General features: G+C 38.2%; 19 protein-coding genes. 5 read left to right on the top strand and 14 right to left on the bottom strand.

The features are described 5' to 3' along the window. The first annotated feature begins 138 nt into the window (after positions 1-138). Positions 139-1062 carry a helix-turn-helix transcriptional regulator gene (locus PO903_RS08015; protein WP_273593083.1) on the top strand — a complete coding sequence of 308 codons (924 nt, stop codon included), beginning with the start codon at positions 139-141 and terminating at the stop codon, positions 1060-1062. A gap of 70 nt (positions 1063-1132) precedes the next feature. Here the strand turns inward: PO903_RS08015 and PO903_RS08010 are convergent, their stop codons facing one another. Beyond that, the gene (locus PO903_RS08010; protein ID WP_273593082.1) at positions 1133-1882 is read right to left on the bottom strand and encodes an SDR family oxidoreductase; all 750 of its coding nucleotides are present in this window, start codon (positions 1880-1882) and stop codon (positions 1133-1135) included. Between the two features lie 234 nt (positions 1883-2116). Between PO903_RS08010 and PO903_RS08005 the strand changes: the two genes are divergently transcribed. Next, the gene (locus PO903_RS08005) at positions 2117-2662 is read left to right on the top strand and encodes a TetR/AcrR family transcriptional regulator (protein ID WP_273593081.1); all 546 of its coding nucleotides are present in this window, start codon (positions 2117-2119) and stop codon (positions 2660-2662) included. Between the two features lie 99 nt (positions 2663-2761). Here the strand turns inward: PO903_RS08005 and PO903_RS08000 are convergent, their stop codons facing one another. After that, positions 2762-3802 carry a ketopantoate reductase family protein gene (locus PO903_RS08000; RefSeq protein WP_273593080.1) on the bottom strand — a complete coding sequence of 347 codons (1041 nt, stop codon included), beginning with the start codon at positions 3800-3802 and terminating at the stop codon, positions 2762-2764. A gap of 13 nt (positions 3803-3815) precedes the next feature. After that, positions 3816-4562, bottom strand: coding sequence for an acetoacetate decarboxylase (locus PO903_RS07995; protein WP_273593079.1), 747 nt, complete (start codon positions 4560-4562; stop codon positions 3816-3818). Between the two features lie 164 nt (positions 4563-4726). Here PO903_RS07995 and PO903_RS07990 point away from each other — a divergent pair, with 164 nt between their 5' ends. Continuing rightward, a complete protein-coding gene (locus PO903_RS07990; RefSeq protein ID WP_273593078.1) occupies positions 4727-5614 on the top strand; it encodes a LysR family transcriptional regulator in 888 nt (295 codons plus the stop codon). A 60-nt stretch (positions 5615-5674) separates the two neighbouring features. On the opposite strand, the gene PO903_RS07985 is transcribed toward PO903_RS07990, so the two are convergent. The 7 genes from PO903_RS07985 to PO903_RS07955 form a co-directional block, all read right to left on the bottom strand. Further along, on the bottom strand, positions 5675-6709 hold the full coding sequence (locus PO903_RS07985) for a peptidoglycan DD-metalloendopeptidase family protein (RefSeq protein WP_273593077.1): 1035 nt from the start codon (positions 6707-6709) through the stop codon (positions 5675-5677). An 18-nt stretch (positions 6710-6727) separates the two neighbouring features. Then, the gene (locus tag PO903_RS07980; RefSeq protein WP_273593076.1) at positions 6728-8068 is read right to left on the bottom strand and encodes an ABC transporter permease; all 1341 of its coding nucleotides are present in this window, start codon (positions 8066-8068) and stop codon (positions 6728-6730) included. Then, positions 8061-8966 (bottom strand): ABC transporter ATP-binding protein, encoded by a 906-nt coding sequence (locus PO903_RS07975; RefSeq protein WP_069329485.1) that lies wholly within the window; start codon positions 8964-8966, stop codon positions 8061-8063. The genes PO903_RS07980 and PO903_RS07975 overlap by 8 nt, the downstream gene beginning before the upstream one ends. Before the next feature lie 192 nt (positions 8967-9158). Next, positions 9159-10094 (bottom strand): ATP-binding cassette domain-containing protein, encoded by a 936-nt coding sequence (locus PO903_RS07970; RefSeq protein ID WP_069329486.1) that lies wholly within the window; start codon positions 10092-10094, stop codon positions 9159-9161. Between the two features lie 49 nt (positions 10095-10143). After that, complete coding sequence (locus PO903_RS07965) at positions 10144-10533, bottom strand: GntR family transcriptional regulator (protein ID WP_069329487.1); 390 nt, start codon at positions 10531-10533, stop codon at positions 10144-10146. A 42-nt stretch (positions 10534-10575) separates the two neighbouring features. Beyond that, the gene (locus tag PO903_RS07960; RefSeq protein ID WP_069329488.1) at positions 10576-11307 is read right to left on the bottom strand and encodes a hypothetical protein; all 732 of its coding nucleotides are present in this window, start codon (positions 11305-11307) and stop codon (positions 10576-10578) included. Positions 11308-11648: 341 nt separating this feature from the next. Next, positions 11649-11837 (bottom strand): hypothetical protein, encoded by a 189-nt coding sequence (locus tag PO903_RS07955; protein WP_069329489.1) that lies wholly within the window; start codon positions 11835-11837, stop codon positions 11649-11651. Positions 11838-12463: 626 nt separating this feature from the next. Between PO903_RS07955 and PO903_RS07950 the strand changes: the two genes are divergently transcribed. After that, the gene (locus PO903_RS07950; RefSeq protein ID WP_273593075.1) at positions 12464-13675 is read left to right on the top strand and encodes an MGDG synthase family glycosyltransferase; all 1212 of its coding nucleotides are present in this window, start codon (positions 12464-12466) and stop codon (positions 13673-13675) included. An 8-nt stretch (positions 13676-13683) separates the two neighbouring features. On the opposite strand, the gene PO903_RS07945 is transcribed toward PO903_RS07950, so the two are convergent. After that, the gene (locus PO903_RS07945; RefSeq protein ID WP_069329491.1) at positions 13684-14259 is read right to left on the bottom strand and encodes a xanthine phosphoribosyltransferase; all 576 of its coding nucleotides are present in this window, start codon (positions 14257-14259) and stop codon (positions 13684-13686) included. 642 nt (positions 14260-14901) lie between these two features. Between PO903_RS07945 and PO903_RS07940 the strand changes: the two genes are divergently transcribed. Beyond that, positions 14902-15249, top strand: coding sequence for a helix-turn-helix domain-containing protein (locus PO903_RS07940; RefSeq protein WP_083243654.1), 348 nt, complete (start codon positions 14902-14904; stop codon positions 15247-15249). Positions 15250-15448: 199 nt separating this feature from the next. On the opposite strand, the gene PO903_RS07935 is transcribed toward PO903_RS07940, so the two are convergent. The 3 genes from PO903_RS07935 to PO903_RS07925 all read right to left on the bottom strand — a co-directional run bounded on the left by PO903_RS07935 (position 15449) and on the right by PO903_RS07925 (position 19607). Continuing rightward, positions 15449-16777 (bottom strand): UDP-glucose dehydrogenase family protein, encoded by a 1329-nt coding sequence (locus tag PO903_RS07935; RefSeq protein ID WP_069329492.1) that lies wholly within the window; start codon positions 16775-16777, stop codon positions 15449-15451. 320 nt (positions 16778-17097) lie between these two features. Then, the gene (locus tag PO903_RS07930; RefSeq protein WP_273593074.1) at positions 17098-18276 is read right to left on the bottom strand and encodes a glycosyltransferase; all 1179 of its coding nucleotides are present in this window, start codon (positions 18274-18276) and stop codon (positions 17098-17100) included. Then, complete coding sequence (locus PO903_RS07925) at positions 18240-19607, bottom strand: sugar phosphate nucleotidyltransferase (RefSeq protein ID WP_069329494.1); 1368 nt, start codon at positions 19605-19607, stop codon at positions 18240-18242. The genes PO903_RS07930 and PO903_RS07925 overlap by 37 nt, the downstream gene beginning before the upstream one ends. Position 19608: the final 1 nt, after the last annotated feature.

Genomic DNA, 19608 nt, shown 5'->3' with positions numbered 1-19608 from the left:
GTCTATTATTCTATTTTCATTTGTAGATCAAAATCATTTGTATTTTAAGTATACTGTTTAAACCCTGACAAACTATGTCATAATATAATTATATTATTTAATGTATCGTTATTTATGTTATAGATAGGTGGATATGTTATGAAATCAAATCGGTTATTCGAAATATTGATGATATTAATACATAAACGAAAAATGACTTCCAGTGCATTAGCGACACATTTTGAAGTATCTTTGCGAACTATATATAGAGATATCGAAGCCTTATCTATAGCAGGCATTCCTGTATACACAACTACAGGAAAAAATGGCGGTGTACATTTAATGGATAACTATGTACTAGACAAATCTTTTATTCCTGATAAAGAACAAAGCGAAGTATTATTAGCGTTGAAAAGTTTGAGTACGGTCCCCAATATAGACGAAACAAAAGTATTAAGTCGATTATTAGCGTTATTTGATCAGAAACAGAACCATCGAAATTTAGACTGGGTTGAAGTCGATTTTTCAAGATGGCAAAGTACCGATCATGAGCAAGAATTGTTTAACCAACTCAAGCAAGCTATTTTGAATAAACAAGTTATACAATTCGACTATATCAATGCTATGGGCGAAGAAAGTATGCGTACGGTTGATCCTTTAAAACTTATATTTAAGTTTAAAGACTGGTATGTACATGGATATTGTAAAAATAAAAACGATTTCAGAATGTTCAAACTATTACGGATCAAAAATTATCAAACGCTCCCCTTAAAAATCGAAAAAGAGTATATGCATGTCCCCGTTCCGTATCAAAATAATTATGTAGATCCTAATCATATGATTCATGTAGAATTGTTATTCCCCAAAAATGTAGCTCATAAAGTTTATGAATGGTTCGATAGTCAATACATCTTTAACGAAAATGAGCAACAGTTACGAGTATCTGGAACACTGATTAAAGATGATTGGTTTTTCTCTTCTTTGCTCGCTTTCGGCTCAGATATTGTTGTAGAAGAACCTTTATATGTTAAAGCAGAATTGATTCGAAGACATCTCAAAGCTGCTGAAGATCTGGGCTTGTAATTCTATCATTCTCAAAGCAAAAAGAGCCATTATCAATAACGGCTCTTTTGATGTAATCAGTAGATATAACTTATATTTGTGATGCCATATCGTTCAGTTGTGTAACAAATGCTCCTTCATTAGAACCTTGTTGATCACGAATCATTTTTGCTTGCTCAACGATTACTTCTTCTGTATCTGTACCCAGTAATCGTATTGTTTCTTTAATAAAGTCTTCAAGTGGCATAGCATGCGGATCTTTACTCAGATCTGTCATAAGTTCTGTCTGAACACCCGGCGGTATGATTTCGAGTACTTTTACGGTGGTGTCTTTTAGCAAATAACGTTGGGATAATGTGTAAGAATGAAGTGCTGCTTTGGTCGCTGAATAGATCGCCGTTGCCGCATAGGGAATAAATCCAACCGCAGAAGTTGTATTGATAATCACAGCGTCTTCTTTAGACTTCAAATGTTCGATCAATGACGATGTTATGCGGATCGGTCCAAGTAAGTTGGTAGAAACGGTTGAAATCAGAATCTCCTCATTTATGACACCCACAGCCTCATCGAAAAGCATAATACCTGCGTTGTTAAATAACATATTCAATTCGGGAAAGTCCTGAATAAGTTGCTTAGATGTTGCTTCAATACTGGATAGATCTTGTATATCCAATTCAACTGCTGACATTCCGGGATTAGCACTCAGAACTTCCTCCAGACGCTCTTTTCTGCGACCTGAAATGATGACTTTGTTACCAAGATGGTGCAATGCTTCTGCTAGCGCACGGCCAATTCCTGAACCGCCACCTGTAATAAAAATCGTATTCCCTGTAAGTTTCATATCTAATTCCTCCACTGTTTTATTTTGCATAACTTTGTGATTGATTACATGGTTAGCTGAATAAGAAGTTGCTCCTTACCTTACTCTTTAATCGTTCTGAATAGACTAACCACCTTCGTAGGATTATACTATTACAACAGTAGTTGCTTTAGTAGTTCAATCTTATCTGGAACAGTATGGAGTAACAACCAACAATATGAGCGATATGTTGGTTTAAACAAAGGAGTTGAATGAATGGGAATGAAAGTACGAAATATACGTACCACTCGAACAAGAGAATCGATTTTTGAAGCACTTTTTGAACTCATCGCAGAAAAAGATGTGGATAAAATAACCATACAAAATTTAACCGAACGTGCCCAAATCAATAGAGCCACTTTCTATGCTCATTTCCAAGATAAATATGAATTACTCGATGAAATTATACGGCAATCCTCCGAAGAACTTGTTCAACAGCATACAAATGGTGTGTGCGCATTTACCAAAGAAACGATAATGCAATTAGTATTCGCAGCCTTTGAATATCACCAGCAAGTTAAACAAAAATGCCTTCGGAATTACCCAAAAATCATTCCGCTACTCTCTTCTAAATTAATTGTTGCTCTAAAAAACTATTTGGATCTGGCGATGCAGGATATATATGCTGAAGAACGTACTTTGTATGTACAAATTTATGCCCATATGATCAATGAAGCTGTTACTCTGCATACTTCTGAACAAACCAAACTAAGCCAACAAAGTGTAGCAGAACATATTGTTCAAATGGTACGTCTAAACTAATCCATCGTGGATCTCAATTAAAAGAATACAATCTATATTGGTTCTAACGAAAAAAAGGACTTCCTTATGCTTGGAAGTCCTTTACATGTTGTTGATATATCACTTATTCTGTGGGATGCTCAATAACTTCTCAAATGCTTTGATATTGGTATCAAAGTTAGGCACCGTTTGAGATTCTTCAGCAAATTTGATCTGTGCTATAACTAAATCGTTAAATGGTGTGGAGATTCCAGTGCCTTCTGCCATTTGTGGAACCACTCCATTAATATAATCGATTTCAGTTTTACGTTTTTTCTCCAAATCTTGAAGCATACTTGCTCTTAGCAATCTAGAGGGTTCCATGACGACTCTAAAGGTTTGGATACGTTCAGGCACATCATGTTCGCTTGTTAATTCTAGAGATTCCAAGTCAAATCCACCCATTTTGGCAAATGCGACCCCATTGGCGTGTCCAACTTTTATCGTCTCATCTGCGATATGAACAGCACTAACAATACCCATGTCATGATCAAGAATATCTCCATATTCCCCGTTTAATGCTGCGGATAAACCACTGAATGCATTGTTAATCAGCAATTTCGACCATTTTGTTCCTACTAAATTATCGGAAATATGTGTTCCGCCTACAAGATCCAAAACCGATTTAATACGCTGGATTCTTGCTGTCGTTTCACCGTTTAATTCTCCAATTTGAAAAGCGTACTCTTTAAATTGAGTATAATCGGTTGTGAGTTTGGATACGCCGGGTTCAATAAATGTAGCGCCAAATTCAACAGAACCTGCAATAACACGTTCCTCACCAACAATAGAAGCTACTTTCTGTTCAGGTATACCGTTTTGTAAAGAACAGACTACACTATCTTCGTTCAAGAATGGAAGCAACTCTTCAAGTACAGAGTCGTTATATAATTGTTTGGTTAACAGTAAGACTAAATCATATTTCCCTGACTTGTTTTCAGGGGTAATAGCTTTCACCTTAGCCTGAAATTCGGTGGTACCAATGACTTTAGCTCCTACTTGGTTGAGAGTATCTACATGTTCTTGGTAAGCATCAATCAACTCAACGTCTATTCCTCCAGCAGCAAGATATGCTCCCACTATGGTTCCCAAAGAACCTGCTCCTAAGACTGCAATTCTCATTTAAAAATCTCCCTTATTGTTCTTCTAGATAATTATATACAGGTTGTGCCGCATTCAATGTTAAATCTGTAAGAATATGAGATGCTGAAACGACTTCCAAAACAGGCAGATCGGCAAGCGGTGCCAGTGCGTGTTCAAATAATTGAAGTCTAGCCGGTCCAGTCCAAGCCCATTTAACATCTATATTCGTTATTTGTGTTCGTACCAAATCACAAATCTTTAAATTCCCATTGTAATCTGTAGCAATTTTAACCATAAAATTAGGGCGACAAATTTCACTTTTTGCTATTTCTTTATCCATTTCAACATGCTTATATCCCATAGTGGCATTTGCTATACGAAGTGAACCGTAATCAAGCGTGCCTACTAATGTATCTGAATCTACATAAAGTTTAGGCGCACCTAACTTTTTGGGATATGCTGTAAGCTCTCGGCCACTTGCAATCGCTGGAAAGTTATCGACGTACATCGAATGGGTGTAATCGCCATCTTCACCATTAAATCGGACAGGAATGACTTGACCCGCTTCAGTATAAGCACCCAATCCAGACACATCGGGCATCCACATTACTTCGAATTTGACTAAAGGTTCACCGATTTCAAGAGGTTCTGGTACGGCTGCTCGTAAAGCTTTCTCATCCGTCCGATAAATAATATTGAGATATTCACGGTTAATAAATTTGTAGGGTGGCATAGGGTAAGCGGGTGCAGTTAATGGTGTGTTGAGATTTTGGGCTATATTATTGATATCAATTTTCATCATGCACCTTCCTTTTTCACTCAAAGTTTTTAGTAGCTATTTTACTTATTGGTTAGTGTTTACTCATATATCTTATATATCTATAATACATCTATATTTACATATAATCTAATATATAATAATGTATATATACATTTACTCCAATAAATAAGTGAGGGATATCTATGGAATTGCTTCAGCTCAAATACTTTCAGACTGTTGCCTATACAGAACACATTTCCAAAGCAGCCCAACTATTGAACATCGCCCAGCCTTCTTTAAGCCTGACTATCAAAAGACTTGAGGACGAACTGGGAACAACGTTATTTGATCGCAAAGGAAGAAATATTCAACTGAGTGCGTCAGGCAAAATTCTTCTAAAGCACGTCAACCGAATTTTTATTGAGATTGAAAATGCCCAAATCGAAATTCAATCGGAAGAACAACACCTTGCTAACAATATAAAAATAGCCATTTCCAATCCAAGATTTCTGACCGGACTAATCAGTGAACATATCAATCTTTTTCCTACATCCAAAATTCTTCAGTCTATTGGAGTGAAAAGCGACATATTAACTAATTTGAAAAAGGGGGATATTGATTTAGGAATAACAGGTCACCCTATTCAAGATGAGGAGCTAGCCAGTTGTTTACTGGTCGATGAAGATATCGTTCTCGTTTTACCTTCCAACCACAGATTAACAGGGGAAAATGAAATTTCTTTAAGTCATGTCGCTGATGAACCATTTATCATGCTAGCGAATAATGCGGAGTATAGTGCGTTTACTACTCTTCTTTGTGAAAAAGCAGGCTTTAGCCCAAATATTGCATTTGAAGTCGATTCCCATTTACTGGTCGAAATTATCAAGCTTGATCAGGGTGTCGCTTTAATTCCTATTTCCGTTTGTAGAACATTGGGGTTAAATTATATACAAATTACGGATGACTCTACTACTTATCCTGTTAGCTTATCCTGGGTAAAACACAAGACGTTATCCTCTTCAGCAACACATTTTCGTGATTTTATTATTTCGTACTATCAAGATAACTATAAAATGTTCAAGGTGTATTAAACTTTTTATATAAAACAAAAAAGGATAGTCATCATGACTATCCTTTTTATGATCTTTGATTTACTTGGCTGTAACCGTCTCACCTTGTACAGGCTTAATTCCATCTTTCCACTTGATCTGAATCGCTTTGGACTTGAACAGATCCGCCCCATCAGACACCTGATAATGTAAATGCGCTTCGCTGGAATTACCGGAGTTACCGACCAATCCTAGTTGATCGCCAGTCTTGACCATATCTCCAACTTTTACTAATGCCGATCCTTTTTTCATATGACCGATCACGCTGTATTCCCCATTCGCATGAGCAATCACCACTTCATTACCCGCAGGAACTTCAGGGTTCATTTTACCTACAGGCTCGTTATCTGCAATATTGCTCAATACCGATACGACTTTACCATCAGCAGGTGCGTATAGTGGTTGTCCAAAAGCATAATAGCTTTCATTTTTGAGTGGATCGCCACTATAAGAGTGTCCATCTTTGCGCTGGATAAAGTCATACGCATAACGCTGACTTTCGTACTCATAATGGTAATTAATCAATGCATTATTCCCACCCCAGAACACAAACCAGTCTCCTTTGAACGGAAATGCGTATTCATTTTTGGTAGTGACTTTATCTGTATCCGGTGCTGGTGTTAATGCTTTGGCTTGTAGCCCTAGAATCGTTCCCTGCTTGTCCATCGTCACATTCAATCCTAGATCACCTGAATCACTCACCCATGAACGAACATCTGCATCGTTGATCTCCATATCTGCTGCTTCGTTGAATGTTTTGACTTGTTTTATTGATGTTTCTGCTGAAGTAATAAAATCTTTCTCCGATATTTGCTTTTTAAAATCATCGCTAAATTGATCGTACACTTCTTTATATTTACCATCTAATAATGCTGTTGGAATGTCTTCCGCTGTAAGCTTGTCGGAATCGGTTGTCGGTTGTTCAGTGGTTGCTGGCGGTGTGGTGGTTTCTACCGTTGTTGGAGAGGGTTGAGCTGCATTACCTCCACAAGCTGCTAGAACTACGGTAAGGGCTCCTAAAGCTAATCCCATTTTGCTGTAATGCATCCAGTTTACATTGTTTCTTTTTTTCATCATATTGCACCTCTTTATATACTATAATTTATAAGATTTCATTGCTTTACGTAATTCTTTCAAGGTTGGACGTTTACCATACATTAATACACCGGTACGATAGATTCTGGCAGATAACCAACCGAAGAAGAAAATCGATATCAGTAGAATAGCAATTGAGATCGCTATTTCCCAGATCGGCATAGAACCGAGTCCAATACGTACAATAACTGTCGTTGGAGAGAAGAATGGAATATAGGAAGAGATACGCATTAATAACGAATCTGAATTCGAGATACTAAATATTCCGATATAAAATGCCGCTAATGTTAACATGGTGATCGGTGCTATAGCTTGCCCTAAATCTTCTGTACGGCTCACAATAGAGCCGATCGCTGCAAACAAGGTAGCGTATAAGAAATAACCCAGTACATAATACAGTAATCCAAATCCAACCACGTTCAAAGATAGATTACTTACATGTAGATCGAATCCAGCTAGTACTTCTTGATAGTACGGAAGAGATAAATTAATCGCGATCACGATACCATAGGAAGCAATTTGTGTTAGTCCCACTAAGAAAACGCCGATAATTTTACCGAACATTTGAGTCAGCGGAGATAGGCTGGAAATTAAAATTTCCATAACACGCGAACTTTTTTCTGCTGTAATCTCGGAGGCGATCATATTGCCTGTAATGGTGAGCGAGAAGAAGAACAATATCATTAACAAATAGACTAGAATATAGTTCTCAGTGTTGGACTTTATTGGATTTTCTTTCGGTTCTGTCGAGTTCTTATTCAGATCATCAATAGAAGTCTGATTGACTATAACAGGTGTCCCAATCTGTTCCAACTGCGTATTGGTTAACTTGCCTTCTGCAATATATTGAACTTTGGCGGTTTGAGTAGCCGTTTGTAATAGATTTTGAATCGTTGCATTATTTTTCTCACTGACATACGTAACCGTTGGGAAAGCCACGTCACCTGTAGTCGGCTTTTGCAATAATAGATAGCCGCCAATACTTCCGTCTTCGACCTGTTGGCGAAGAACCGATTCAGATTCTGCTTTGGCTTGCCATTGTAGCTGTGTGTCTTTGGCTTGACTGCTTGCATTCGTAGCTGTGTCCTCTGCCGCTGAAGATAACGTTTGTTGCTTTTGCGCTGCTTGCTGAATCTGAGTCGCAATTTCATTGTAGCTACTGGTTGCAATACCAATCTTCATATTGTCTTCACCGTTGTTACCCGAAAATAGTTGAATAAAATACGGCACATTGAGTCCAACCAGTAACAATACTGCAAGAGTTAATGTAGTCCACCGAAACGATTTATTTTTGACTTTATTACGATAGGTAAAATTAATGACATGTCCAAGCTTATTCATTATTGCCCACCACCTTAATAAAGATTTCGTTCAATGTTGGTTCCTTGATCTCGAACTGTTCTACATTTCCATGTTGCATTGCTAATTGTAAAATCTGTTGTGCTGCTTGCTCTTGATTAATATGGATCAGATAACGTCCGTTCTCATCTTGTGGCTCTACATGCACGATACCTTCAATATCGCTTAAACCAGATAATGGATGAGCTGTACGCAAGACTACTTTCTCGCGTGGATATGTGTTTTTGATATCTCGTAAATTTCCTTGCAATACAGGCTTAGAACGACGAAGTATCGTCATATTACGGCATAACTCTTCTACATGTTCCATCCGATGAGTAGAAAATAAGATCGCTGTGCCATCATCCCGTAATTCTTGAATCACTTCTTTGAGCATTTCTACATTGACGGGATCAAGTCCACTAAATGCTTCATCGAGAATCAAAATACTCGGATGATGTATGACAGCAGCGATAAAGCCCATTTTCTGCTGATTTCCTTTGGATAACTCTTCTATCCGTTTATCTAAATACTCCATCGCATCAAAGCGTTCTAGCCACTTGTGTAGACTTTGAACAGCATCTTTGTGAGTCATACCACGCAATTGTCCAAGATAGACCAGTTGATCACTGATTTTGACTTTAGGGTATAATCCACGTTCTTCCGGTAGATATCCCATTTTGTGTTGTAACTCTTTGCGATATGGACGACCGTCATACAGAATCTCGCCTTCATCTGGATAAATTAGTCCCAGTACCATCCGCATCGTTGTTGTTTTGCCTGCTCCATTTGCTCCAAGCAAGCCGTAAATTTCTCCTGCTTCTACTTCAAGAGACAGTTGATCTACAGCCGTTTTACCTGCATAATGTTTGATAATTTGATTCAATACCAATGGTTTCATCACTTTATCGTCCCTTCATATCAAATATTTTGCATCAGCAAAAATCATTTTTTCATTGAACTGGGGTCGCGCTTATACTGCCAAGCGCTTATCGTAAGATATTTTGCTAAAGCAAAAATCACTTTTTCATTGAACTGGGGTCGCGCTTATACTGCCAAGCGCTTATCGTAAGATATTTTGCTAAAGCAAAAATCACTTTTTCATTGAACTGGGGTCGCGCTTATACTGCCAAGCGCTTTGGCGCCAGTAGTATAGTAAGTCTTCCCATTCGAGTCCGCGGGTTTGGATGGGGATATTATTTTCAGCGGCGGCTTCTTCTAATTCAATAGCATTCGTTGTTATCACACGTACAGAGAGATCGGATTGTGCTTCCCATGCGACAATGCCGTCACATTCATGCAGGCTATGAATAACATCTGCATCGCCTACACCTGCATTGATCCATATTTCTTTCCATGTTTGATACAGTGTATCTTTTTCTTGTATACCATAGATCATGCCGTCATTCATCAGCATGACATAATCAGCAAGCCGTTCCACTTCTTCCATCCGATGAGTGGTGATCAGAATACTAAGATCATCGGTATCCATAAGTTGATGCAAGGTACGAATCATATCTTTCCATGCGAAAGGGTCTAGTCCAGAAGACGGTTCATCCATCAACAGCAGATCAGGTGAAGTGGCTATTGCAGCAGCTAATTCAAATTTTTGCCGTTGTCCTTTGGACACTTTATTTAACTTGGTCGTAGAAGGTACTTGAAATTCAGTCAGCATTTGTTCGAATCTTTTTTGATTCCATTTAGGATACCATTGAGAGCGGAAATGGGCGGCATCTAGAGCAGTCATGCGATTTTCTTCAATTGATGAATGTTCAGATACATAAGCGATTCGTTGCCGGATCGAGAGAGGCAATTCGCCTTTGGCTGGTTGTCCAAACCATGTCATCCATCCTTGATCTGGATAAATGGTCTGCATCATCAAATTTAACAATGTACTTTTTCCTGCTCCATTTTCACCGACAAGAACAGTAATATACCCTTGAGGTAATTCAAGATTAATAGGCCCAATAGTATGTTGACCTCGTGTTTTGTAGACTTCATGTAATGAAATGACTGATTGTTCCTGCATAGCTGTTTCCTCCTTAGCTATATGATAGGCTTATCATTCAATAGTGATGTTATGTTGTAAAATGTTGATGGATTAGCTCTGCAAACAATTGTTGCAACTGCTGTTCATCCCATCCAAGGGCAGTACTTTTCTGAATCGCTTCATTTAGAATTTTGCGTACATTTTCTTCACTCATCTGGGTAAGTTGCCCTTGTTCGACTTTGGTAACAAATGTTCCTGTTCCCTGGCGTGTACGTAACCATCCTTCATTCTCCAAGTCTTGATACACGCGTCGAATTGTAATAACACTACATTTCAGATCCGCTGCAAATTCACGAATAGAAGGTAATAATGTACCCTCTTGCAATTTGCCTCCAATAATGAGAGAACGTAATTGATTCTCTACCTGCCGATATAATGGTTCAGCACTATCTTCATTGATCTGCACAGGTATCTTCATACGCCTACACCTCCTAACCCTAGCGCTCTCAAATCCATTACCTTATACCAAATCTCTATGTCTTAATGTACGCCGAATCCCATAAATAGATAACGTCATACACACTATACTTACTGCAATACAACTCCACATTAGTGGTGAAGCCAAGCCATATTTCATAGCCACTAACAAAAAGGTGTTGGTGATATTCCAATCTAACCAGACACTGCAAATCGACAATATAACAAGTACAAAAATAACAATAAAAGTAAATTTCATATACTTTTTACCGGAGAGACTAAATTCAAAATATAAATAAAAACTCATTAATGTTATACAAAAGCCAGCCCAAGTGAGTGCAAAAGCAATATAAGAAATGAGTGAAATATCTACTTCAAAACGAATCCTCATGATATACAGAATAGAGAAAAATAATGTCCAGTTATATAAAAAGATAAGTGCCATCTGTTGAAATCTTCCCCATATAATCGCAGCTGAGGAAACAGGCAAAATACGAAGATAGACTAAATTTTTGGTGTACGTATCTTCTTTTTGTAAATTAAATGCTCGCCTAGAAAAATCAGTTCCCAACAACGGTGCACAGATCAGCATAATAAAATCAGTTGTACTCGATTGTAAAAAGTGATTTTGTCCAGCTAATGTACCTGTATAAAAAAGAATACCTAGTACACCACCCATATAAAGTACAAATATACTAGACCAGACAAACATCAGCCGATTGTTCGCAAAATCTTTACGAGCTAATATCCAACCGTATTTGAAATTTTCTATCATAAATATATCCTCCATTCGGTGTATATACTGTATATATCTATATACACAGTATACATTATATATATACAGTGTCAATAGATTTAGAGATATTCGTACTTTATTTTTGGAGATTATTATCTTCCATATTCGAATATTAACTTTAATACGTTGTTATAGGAATTAAAGTTAATATTTTCATCTTAAAAAACACAAAAAAAGTCCTCTGGCGGTCAGTCGCCAAAGGACGGTATGTCTTGCTTTCATTAAATTACGAAAATAATCATCACATTCATTGTTCAGTTGTTACATTAAATCTTAATCATTACATTTTCAATAATCGTCGCATGTGCTTACATACTTAATCAAGAGACGGACGAATCTAACTTAACAAGTTCATCCTCGACAAGAAGCGTGAGTTCTTCTTCGTATCCCCCGGTTATGTGATACTTGCGAACATATTCCTTAACAAATTTCTTTGGATCCTTAGGCCGAAAAATGCGTGTCATTTCTCGTAGACTTTCCTTGACTTCATTGTGTCCTTTAGTTGCCATGGAATTCCCTCCCAAAACGTGCCTTGTTTTTGAGAACGCCGAAAAGATCCTTTGGTGTGTTTGTAGTTAGATATGAAGTTGTATCTCATCTGTGATCTTTTAGCACTTTCTTCGGGCATCTGACATATTACATACCCTTTAAGATAAATGCTGAATCAATCCGGCTGAATGCTCTTATCTTCTTAGTACAAGGCTGATCTACCCGCATATGGTATATCCCTGCGCATCTAAGCGCCTCTCTAGTGTGTTGGTCGCTGTTAGCAACGTGTTCAACGCCAACCCTTATCTAAGCACCTTATTATTTTATAATATCATACTTTTTAAGATTGTAGCACTTTTGTTTGTTAAAAAAAGGTACGAAATAGGTTAATTTTTGGGCGAATAATCATCGTTTTTATAGCGGTAAAAACTCTTTAGAACATGAAATAAAAATGCGTTGTCTCGAAAAGGAAACCAACGGGTAAACTATAGTAGAAAGTGACTTTTGCAGATTGAGTTGTCTCTATATTATATACGTAAAAATGTCCACATTGGATTATCTATAACTTCTCGTGCTATGCTCAACAAGAATAGAGAAGCAGCTCATATAGAAACAGAATATATATGGCTTAGAAAGGAATTCTAGCATGTCTTACAATTCATCTTCAATTCTAATCTTATATGCAAGTTATGGACATGGACATTATCAAGCTGCCAAGTCTTTGCAAGCCAGTCTATTCGAACGTGGTGTTCCACGTGTAACGTTACTTGATGTGATGGCTGAATCTCACCCTTTGATCAATAAAGTGAGTCAATTCATTTATATGCAAAGCTTTACTACCATTCCTCACTTGTATGGCTGGGTATATTACAGCACGCGCAAAATGAAAGCCACTTCTTTATTCGGCAAAGCTCTTCATTCGCTAGGTATGCAACGTTTACAAACGGTATTAGAGCAGGAGCAACCTGATCTAGTGATTCATACTTTTCCTCAATTGGTATTACCTAATATGAAAAAGCGTTGGAAACTTACGATGCCACTTGTAAATATACTAACTGATTATGATCTACATGGACGCTGGTTGCATCCTCATGTTGATCATTATTATGTACCAAGTACAGACATGAAGCAGGATATGTTGACTCATGATATCCTACCAGAACAGATCAGTGTATCCGGTATTCCTTTACGAGCTGACTTTGATCATCTATCTACCGATACGTATGAAGTATCTCATCAAGCAGAGCGTGCACAGCTTCGTATACGTGCTGGTCTGCAACCGGAGTCCAAAACCGTACTGTTACTTGCAGGTGCTTATGGTGTGCTTAAAAACGTTCGTGAAGTCTGTGATCAGCTTGCTAGTCGTACCGATACCCAAGTGATCGTGATCTGTGGTAAAAATGAGTCTTTATTGCAAGAATTAAATACTCATTATGGTGATCATCCTGCTTTTACCCTGATAGGTTTTACAGATCGAATGAATGAATGGATGATGATGAGCGACTGTGTGATTACCAAGCCAGGCGGTCTTACCGTCGCTGAATGTATTCACTGTGCATTGCCACTATTTCTACTCAAACCTGTACCCGGGCAAGAATTAGCGAATGCTCTGTATTTGCAATCGTATCAAGCTGCTGAAATATGCGATTCTTCAACGGTATTAGCTGAACGTCTGATGATCGCTTTAGATCAACCGGAGATTTTAGAACGTATGCAAGCACAGCTTCGTACACTTCAGACACCCCAAGCTTCTCATTACATTGCCGATGATCTGATCGAACGTTATCTGTCTCAAGCTCATGCTACTCAGTTAGTCAAAGTACCACTGAAGCCCAATCTGCGAACAACGATTAATTAAAACGGAGACTATTCATCTACAAATTCAACACGTCCGTTATCTAGCGAACGGATTCGTACCAGTGATTCTAAGCGATATCCTTCATCTATAAGCAGTTGAGCGCCGGGTTGGAAAGACTTTTCGATCACAATACCAATCCCTACAACTTCTGCGCCTGCTTGTTTGACTATACGGGCAAGACCAGAAGCAGCTTCTCCATTAGCTAGAAAATCATCAATAATCAGTACCCGATCACCAGGATGTATAAATTTTTTGGAGACGGTAATATCATTACTTTGCTTTTTGGTATAAGAATACACGGTTTCTACAAAAATATCTTCTGTTAATGTAAGAGACTTCTGCTTACGGGCAAAGATCAATGGAACTCCAAATTCTAATGCTGTCATAATACCAGGAGCAATGCCTGAAGACTCAATCGTCAAAATCGTTGTTACACCTGTATCTGCGAATAATTGTGTAAATGTTTTGCCGATTGCCTGCATTAATACAGGGTCCATCTGATGATTGAGAAAAGAATCGACTTTGAGTACTTGTCCTTCAAGGACAATCCCCTCATTGATCACTTTTTGACGAAGTAATTCCATAATTGATTCCTCCTTGGTTATCTTTAAAGAATACAAAAACAAGTGAAAGTACATAAACTATATCATGCCTACTTCACTTGTACTGCGCTATACAGCTACAAAATCATTTAAATTCTTTTTTATATTTGAAAGGACTTGTCTAAATGCCATAGTAAAGCATAGCAAAGTAGTGGTATAGTAGGACTATATAACTATTATTCGTTTATTTAGGTTGTATGTTCATTATATTTTTCTAAAATCCGATATATAAAGTGATCCATACTACCTTCTTTTTGCGTATATTTTATATACATTTATTGGTTATTGAGTAAAACAATAACTAAGTAGGTAAGTTATATGTTGTATTCTTATATTTTACATAAAACAGCATATGCAATTTTACCTAATCATTATATATACTAAGATGTATACCTACTAGACTCCACTCTCTATAATTTATCTACTAAATTAGTATATAGCAGTATAAGAAAGTATATCGTCGAAAACAAGAGTATAGATGGTAAGACATGCTAGTTAGGAATTGTATTTATATAGGCAATAATGACTTCACATGATATAATATGTATTATTGTCTGCGGCTTTTTTCCTAACTGTAACAGCATCCGGTCGCACACATTTTAGGTTATTTAGGGGGTTTTTGAATTGTTTGCCAAACGCCTCAAACTACTTCGCAAACAGCGAAATATGTCGATGAAGGAAGTTGCAGATCATGTAGGAGTAGCTAAGAGCACATACGCAGGCTACGAGTCCGGATACAGACAACCCACTTTGGAAACGATCCAATCTATTGCTAAAAAATTGAGTACTACTTCTGATTATTTGCTCGGTTTGACCGAAGAATATGATCCTACTCAACAAAATACGAATGCACGTGAATTTCTCAACTATACCCAACTTCATTGGGATGGTGTGCCACTTGAAGAAGAAGATCTTCAATTGATTCGTCAACTGTTAGAGCGTGTAGTAAGAGATCGTTCCCATTCCCAGTGAAATTTCCATTCTATTTCTCATGATTAGCGCTGATCGAGCGTAAGAATATTCAATCACGATCTACAACCAGAGCTCTCCAATTTTCGCTGATGATTATGGATAGATGTCCTGATCCTCATATCTGAATACAACAGCAAAAAAACCGACCCTGAAGATACACTTCAAGGTCGGTTTTTGCTATATAGGTTAGAGATAAGAATTAAGATTGAGTCGCGATAAAGTGATCACGAAGCAATGCTGGACGACCCATAGAATGGTAATCGAAGCCTGTTTCTTTCACACGTTGCGCGCTATATACATTACGTCCATCTACAAGTACAGCTTGATTCATAACAGCTTCTACTTCTTTAAGATCGATATTCACGAACTCACCCCACTCGGTTAACAAGCAGACTGCATCACAACCACGAGCGGCTTCTAAAGCACTTTCTGCAAAAGTAATCGATTCGTGATCATATTCACGGCGGAAGTTTTCTGCGGCTACTGGATCAAATACTTGTGGTTTTGCACCGAATTCTACTAATTTCGGTACGATCTCCAATGATGGTGCTTCACGAATATCATCCGTATCTGGTTTGAATGCTAGACCCCAGACAGCGATTTTTTTACCTTGTAAAGTACCTAATGCTTCTAACAACTTATCAACGATTCCCCAACGCTGTGCTTGGTTGACTTCAACTACAGATTTCAGTAATTTAAAGTCATACTCTACATTACCTGCGATTTGGATCAAAGCATGCGTATCTTTCGGGAAGCAAGAACCACCGTAACCGATACCTGCATTCAAGAATGAAGGCCCGATACGACGATCCATTCCCATTCCTTTAGCAACTTCATCAACATCTGCGCCAACTTTATCACAAATGTTAGCAATTTCGTTGATAAATGAAATTTTGGTTGCAAGGAAAGCATTAGATGCATATTTGATCATTTCAGCACTACGGATATCTGTTACTACTAGATTTTCAGTCAAAGGACGGTGCAATTCAAGTAGCAAGTCTGCTGCTTGTTGTGTCTGTACACCAAGTACTAGACGATCTGGATTGAATGCATCTTTAACCGCAGAACCTTCACGCAAGAATTCTGGAATCGAAGCTGTATCAAAAGGTTGATCGGTTAAAGAAGCAATAATGCTATTTACGCGCTCATTGGTTCCAACAGGAACTGTACTTTTCACAGCAACGACAGTGTAGCCTTTCATGGAAAGTGCAATCTCACGAGCCGCCGCTTCGATATATTGTAGATCTGCTTCACCGGAAGGAAGTGGTGGAGTACCTACTGCAATAATCACGAGATCCGATTCGGATACCGGTCCACTCAAGTCCGTTGTAAATGTTAATCGTCCTGCTTCTACATTCTTCATCATCATTTCTTGAAGACCTGGTTCGTAGATCGGGATGCCACCATTTTGCAACGTCTCGATTTTAGAAGCAATTTTATCCACACAACGTACGTTGTTTCCTATTTCTGAAAAGCAGACACCTGATACCAAACCTACATAACCTGTACCTATTACAGTAATATTCATCATTACCACTCCTGTTCCTTATTTGTAATTTTATATTTCAAAACAGATTGAGTATGTTATTCCTAAACTCTATTCATCTATCCCGTAGTTCAACCGATATAGTATTTATAAGAAATTGATTCATTTGTCAGATTGACAGATTCAATCTAGTACGGATTCAATCTATGATTGGACAAATACTTTTCAATCTCATTCTATATTTGGAGGCTGACCATTATGAGATATCAAACCAATCCATCATTTGCAAAAGGATGCCTATGGGGCACTGCACTTTCACTATTATTATGGGGTGCTATCGTCTGGATCGTTATGCACTAAGTTCAGACCACTTTTACATGTTGTAAAAGATTTTGAATATAATCTGCAATCTCAACTAAAGTAGAACTAGATCGTTCATTTATGCTTAACCCTTTGCCTGGTTGTGCATCATGACGTTGACCTATCTCGTCTTCTGTTGATAATGTTAGCTGCTGAATCTCTTCCCATGACATCAAGTACAATGGATGGTCGCTAGGAACAGCTGCAATCGTATGACGATCTTCATAAAAATGACTGCGATTAAGCAAAATGAGTGGCTTTGCTAACTCGATAGCTTCACAGACGGTACCCCAACCTGGCTTAGTAATCACCAGATCGGCGGCAGCTACATAATTCTGTGATTCGGTGTATTGATCAGGAATCTGTACAACATTGGGATGGTCAATATCCATATTGGACGATACGATAAATATGCATTGTTCACTATCCCACAGTTCCATCGTTGACCAATGATCCACCTGTATACTACGACCTAAGCCAAAAAAGATAATTTTACGTTGCCCGGTCGGATCTAATTCTGTACGTATACGCTTGACTTCCTGAAGATCAGGTTGTCTGCAAAAGAATCCAGTATCTATTCGGCATTTGCGTCCCCACTCGGGTTCAGCACAACCGGCTAGACTGATAAAATGATCCATTTGAGCATAAGCGGCACGCAATGTATTTAAATCTGACTTTTCCAACATATCTTGATAAGCGGTGTACCAGGTAAAGTTCGATATGCCTAAAGACTCTATACCTGCACGCTGTGCGGCGACAAACGGAATCGGTGAAATATCACTGATCACCAGTTGCGCCTTAACTCCAAGTAAAAATTGCTGTTCTTGAGTAACTCTTTCTTCAAACAACGACATATCGAGGTTATATTGTTGTCTAAGGCTCTGTATATCTGCTGCAATCGAATCGTGTTGTAACACATAACCGGTATCAGAAAATATACTTCTAAATTCAATACGATGATCATTGCTGATCCATGGCAACATTTCTTTTTGTAATGAATCGATTAAAAACGGTAATGCTTTGCCGCAATTAATGATTAATCGGATAGGTTGATCATGATGTCGCTCTAGTACCGTGCGGATAATTGCGATACTTCGCGTGGCATGTCCATATCCGTAATCTGAAATGTAATAACAGATGGTGATTAAATCTTCATGCAGTTTTGTTCGATCTCTTCCCATGAATGGAATAGCTCCACAATTTGATCGTTCTGCGCATTAAAGCCCGTTTGTACAACGATCACTTCTAGATCCTTCACTGCACGGATACTATGAAGTGCTTTGACTGGAATATGCAGTACGTTCCCTGCTCTTACCCGCATCATGTTACCATTGAGAACAAATTCGCCTTCGCCTTTAACCACTGTCCATACTTCTTCGCGATCCGTATGTGACTGATAGCTCAAGTTCTTACCTTCTTGTAGACCGATACGCTTCGTTAATACACAGCGTCCGTCTTCATACTTCTGATCATCCAATACAACAACCCAGCCCCATTGACGCTCTTCATACATAGGACCTTGATCAAAATTCACTAATTCTTTCAAACGTGGACTGGATGCTTTGTCAGATACCAGAATACCGTCCGGGCTTACAGCAACAACAACATCTTTCATACCTAGAATCGTAACAGGTACGTTGGTTTCGTTAACCAAATGCGTATTTACACAGTCTTCACTGATAATACCGCGTCCAATTTGTACGCTGCTCATTTCCTCGGTCAATGTATTCCATGTACCCAAGTCTTTCCAGTAACCGGTATATGGAAGAGCAATAATATTTTTAGCTTGCTCGACAACTTCATAGTCAAAACTGATTTTTGGTAAACGGTCATACTGTTTAAGGAATTGCTCATATTGAATTGGTAATCCTTTTTCTTCAAGTAAGCTAATCAGATAGCCTAGTTTGAAAGCAAACACACCACAGTTCCAAAGTGCATTTTCTGCAATTAATTGTTCTGCATACTCTTCAGTCGGTTTTTCTTGGAAACGGCTTACTTTGCGAAGACCGGTTTCTGTCGTTTCACCTGACGGAATAATATAACCATATTTAGAAGAAGGATATGTTGGTTCTACACCGATTAGTGCGATATCTGCATCGGATTCTTGTAGTGCCATTTCCATACTTTTTACTGTGTCAAAAAACATATTGTCTACATAAGGATCAACTGGCAAAATCGTAATGACTTCATCCAAGCTGACACCTTCTATGGAATATAGATAGGTTGCTGCAAGTGCTATAGCAGGAAACGTATCTCTTCGTTCTGGCTCAATAATAAGAGGTACATCAGCACCGACTTGACTCCGCATAATCTCGACTTGAGATTGACCGGTTGCGATAAGGCTAGATTCGCTTAATCCACAAGCATCCAATTGATTCCATACACGCTGAACCATTGATACCAGTTCACCTTGTTCATTTTCCAGTACTCTCAAAAATTGTTTTGATCTTGCATCGTTAGACAGAGGCCATAAACGCTTACCTGAACCTCCAGATAAAAGGATAAGTTTCACT

Origin of the sequence: Paenibacillus sp. PK4536, assembly GCF_028594455.2 — a bacterium.
GTDB classification, from domain to species: Bacteria; Bacillota; Bacilli; order Paenibacillales; family Paenibacillaceae; genus Saccharibacillus; species Saccharibacillus nuruki.
This window is presented reverse-complemented; position numbering and strand designations above follow the sequence as displayed.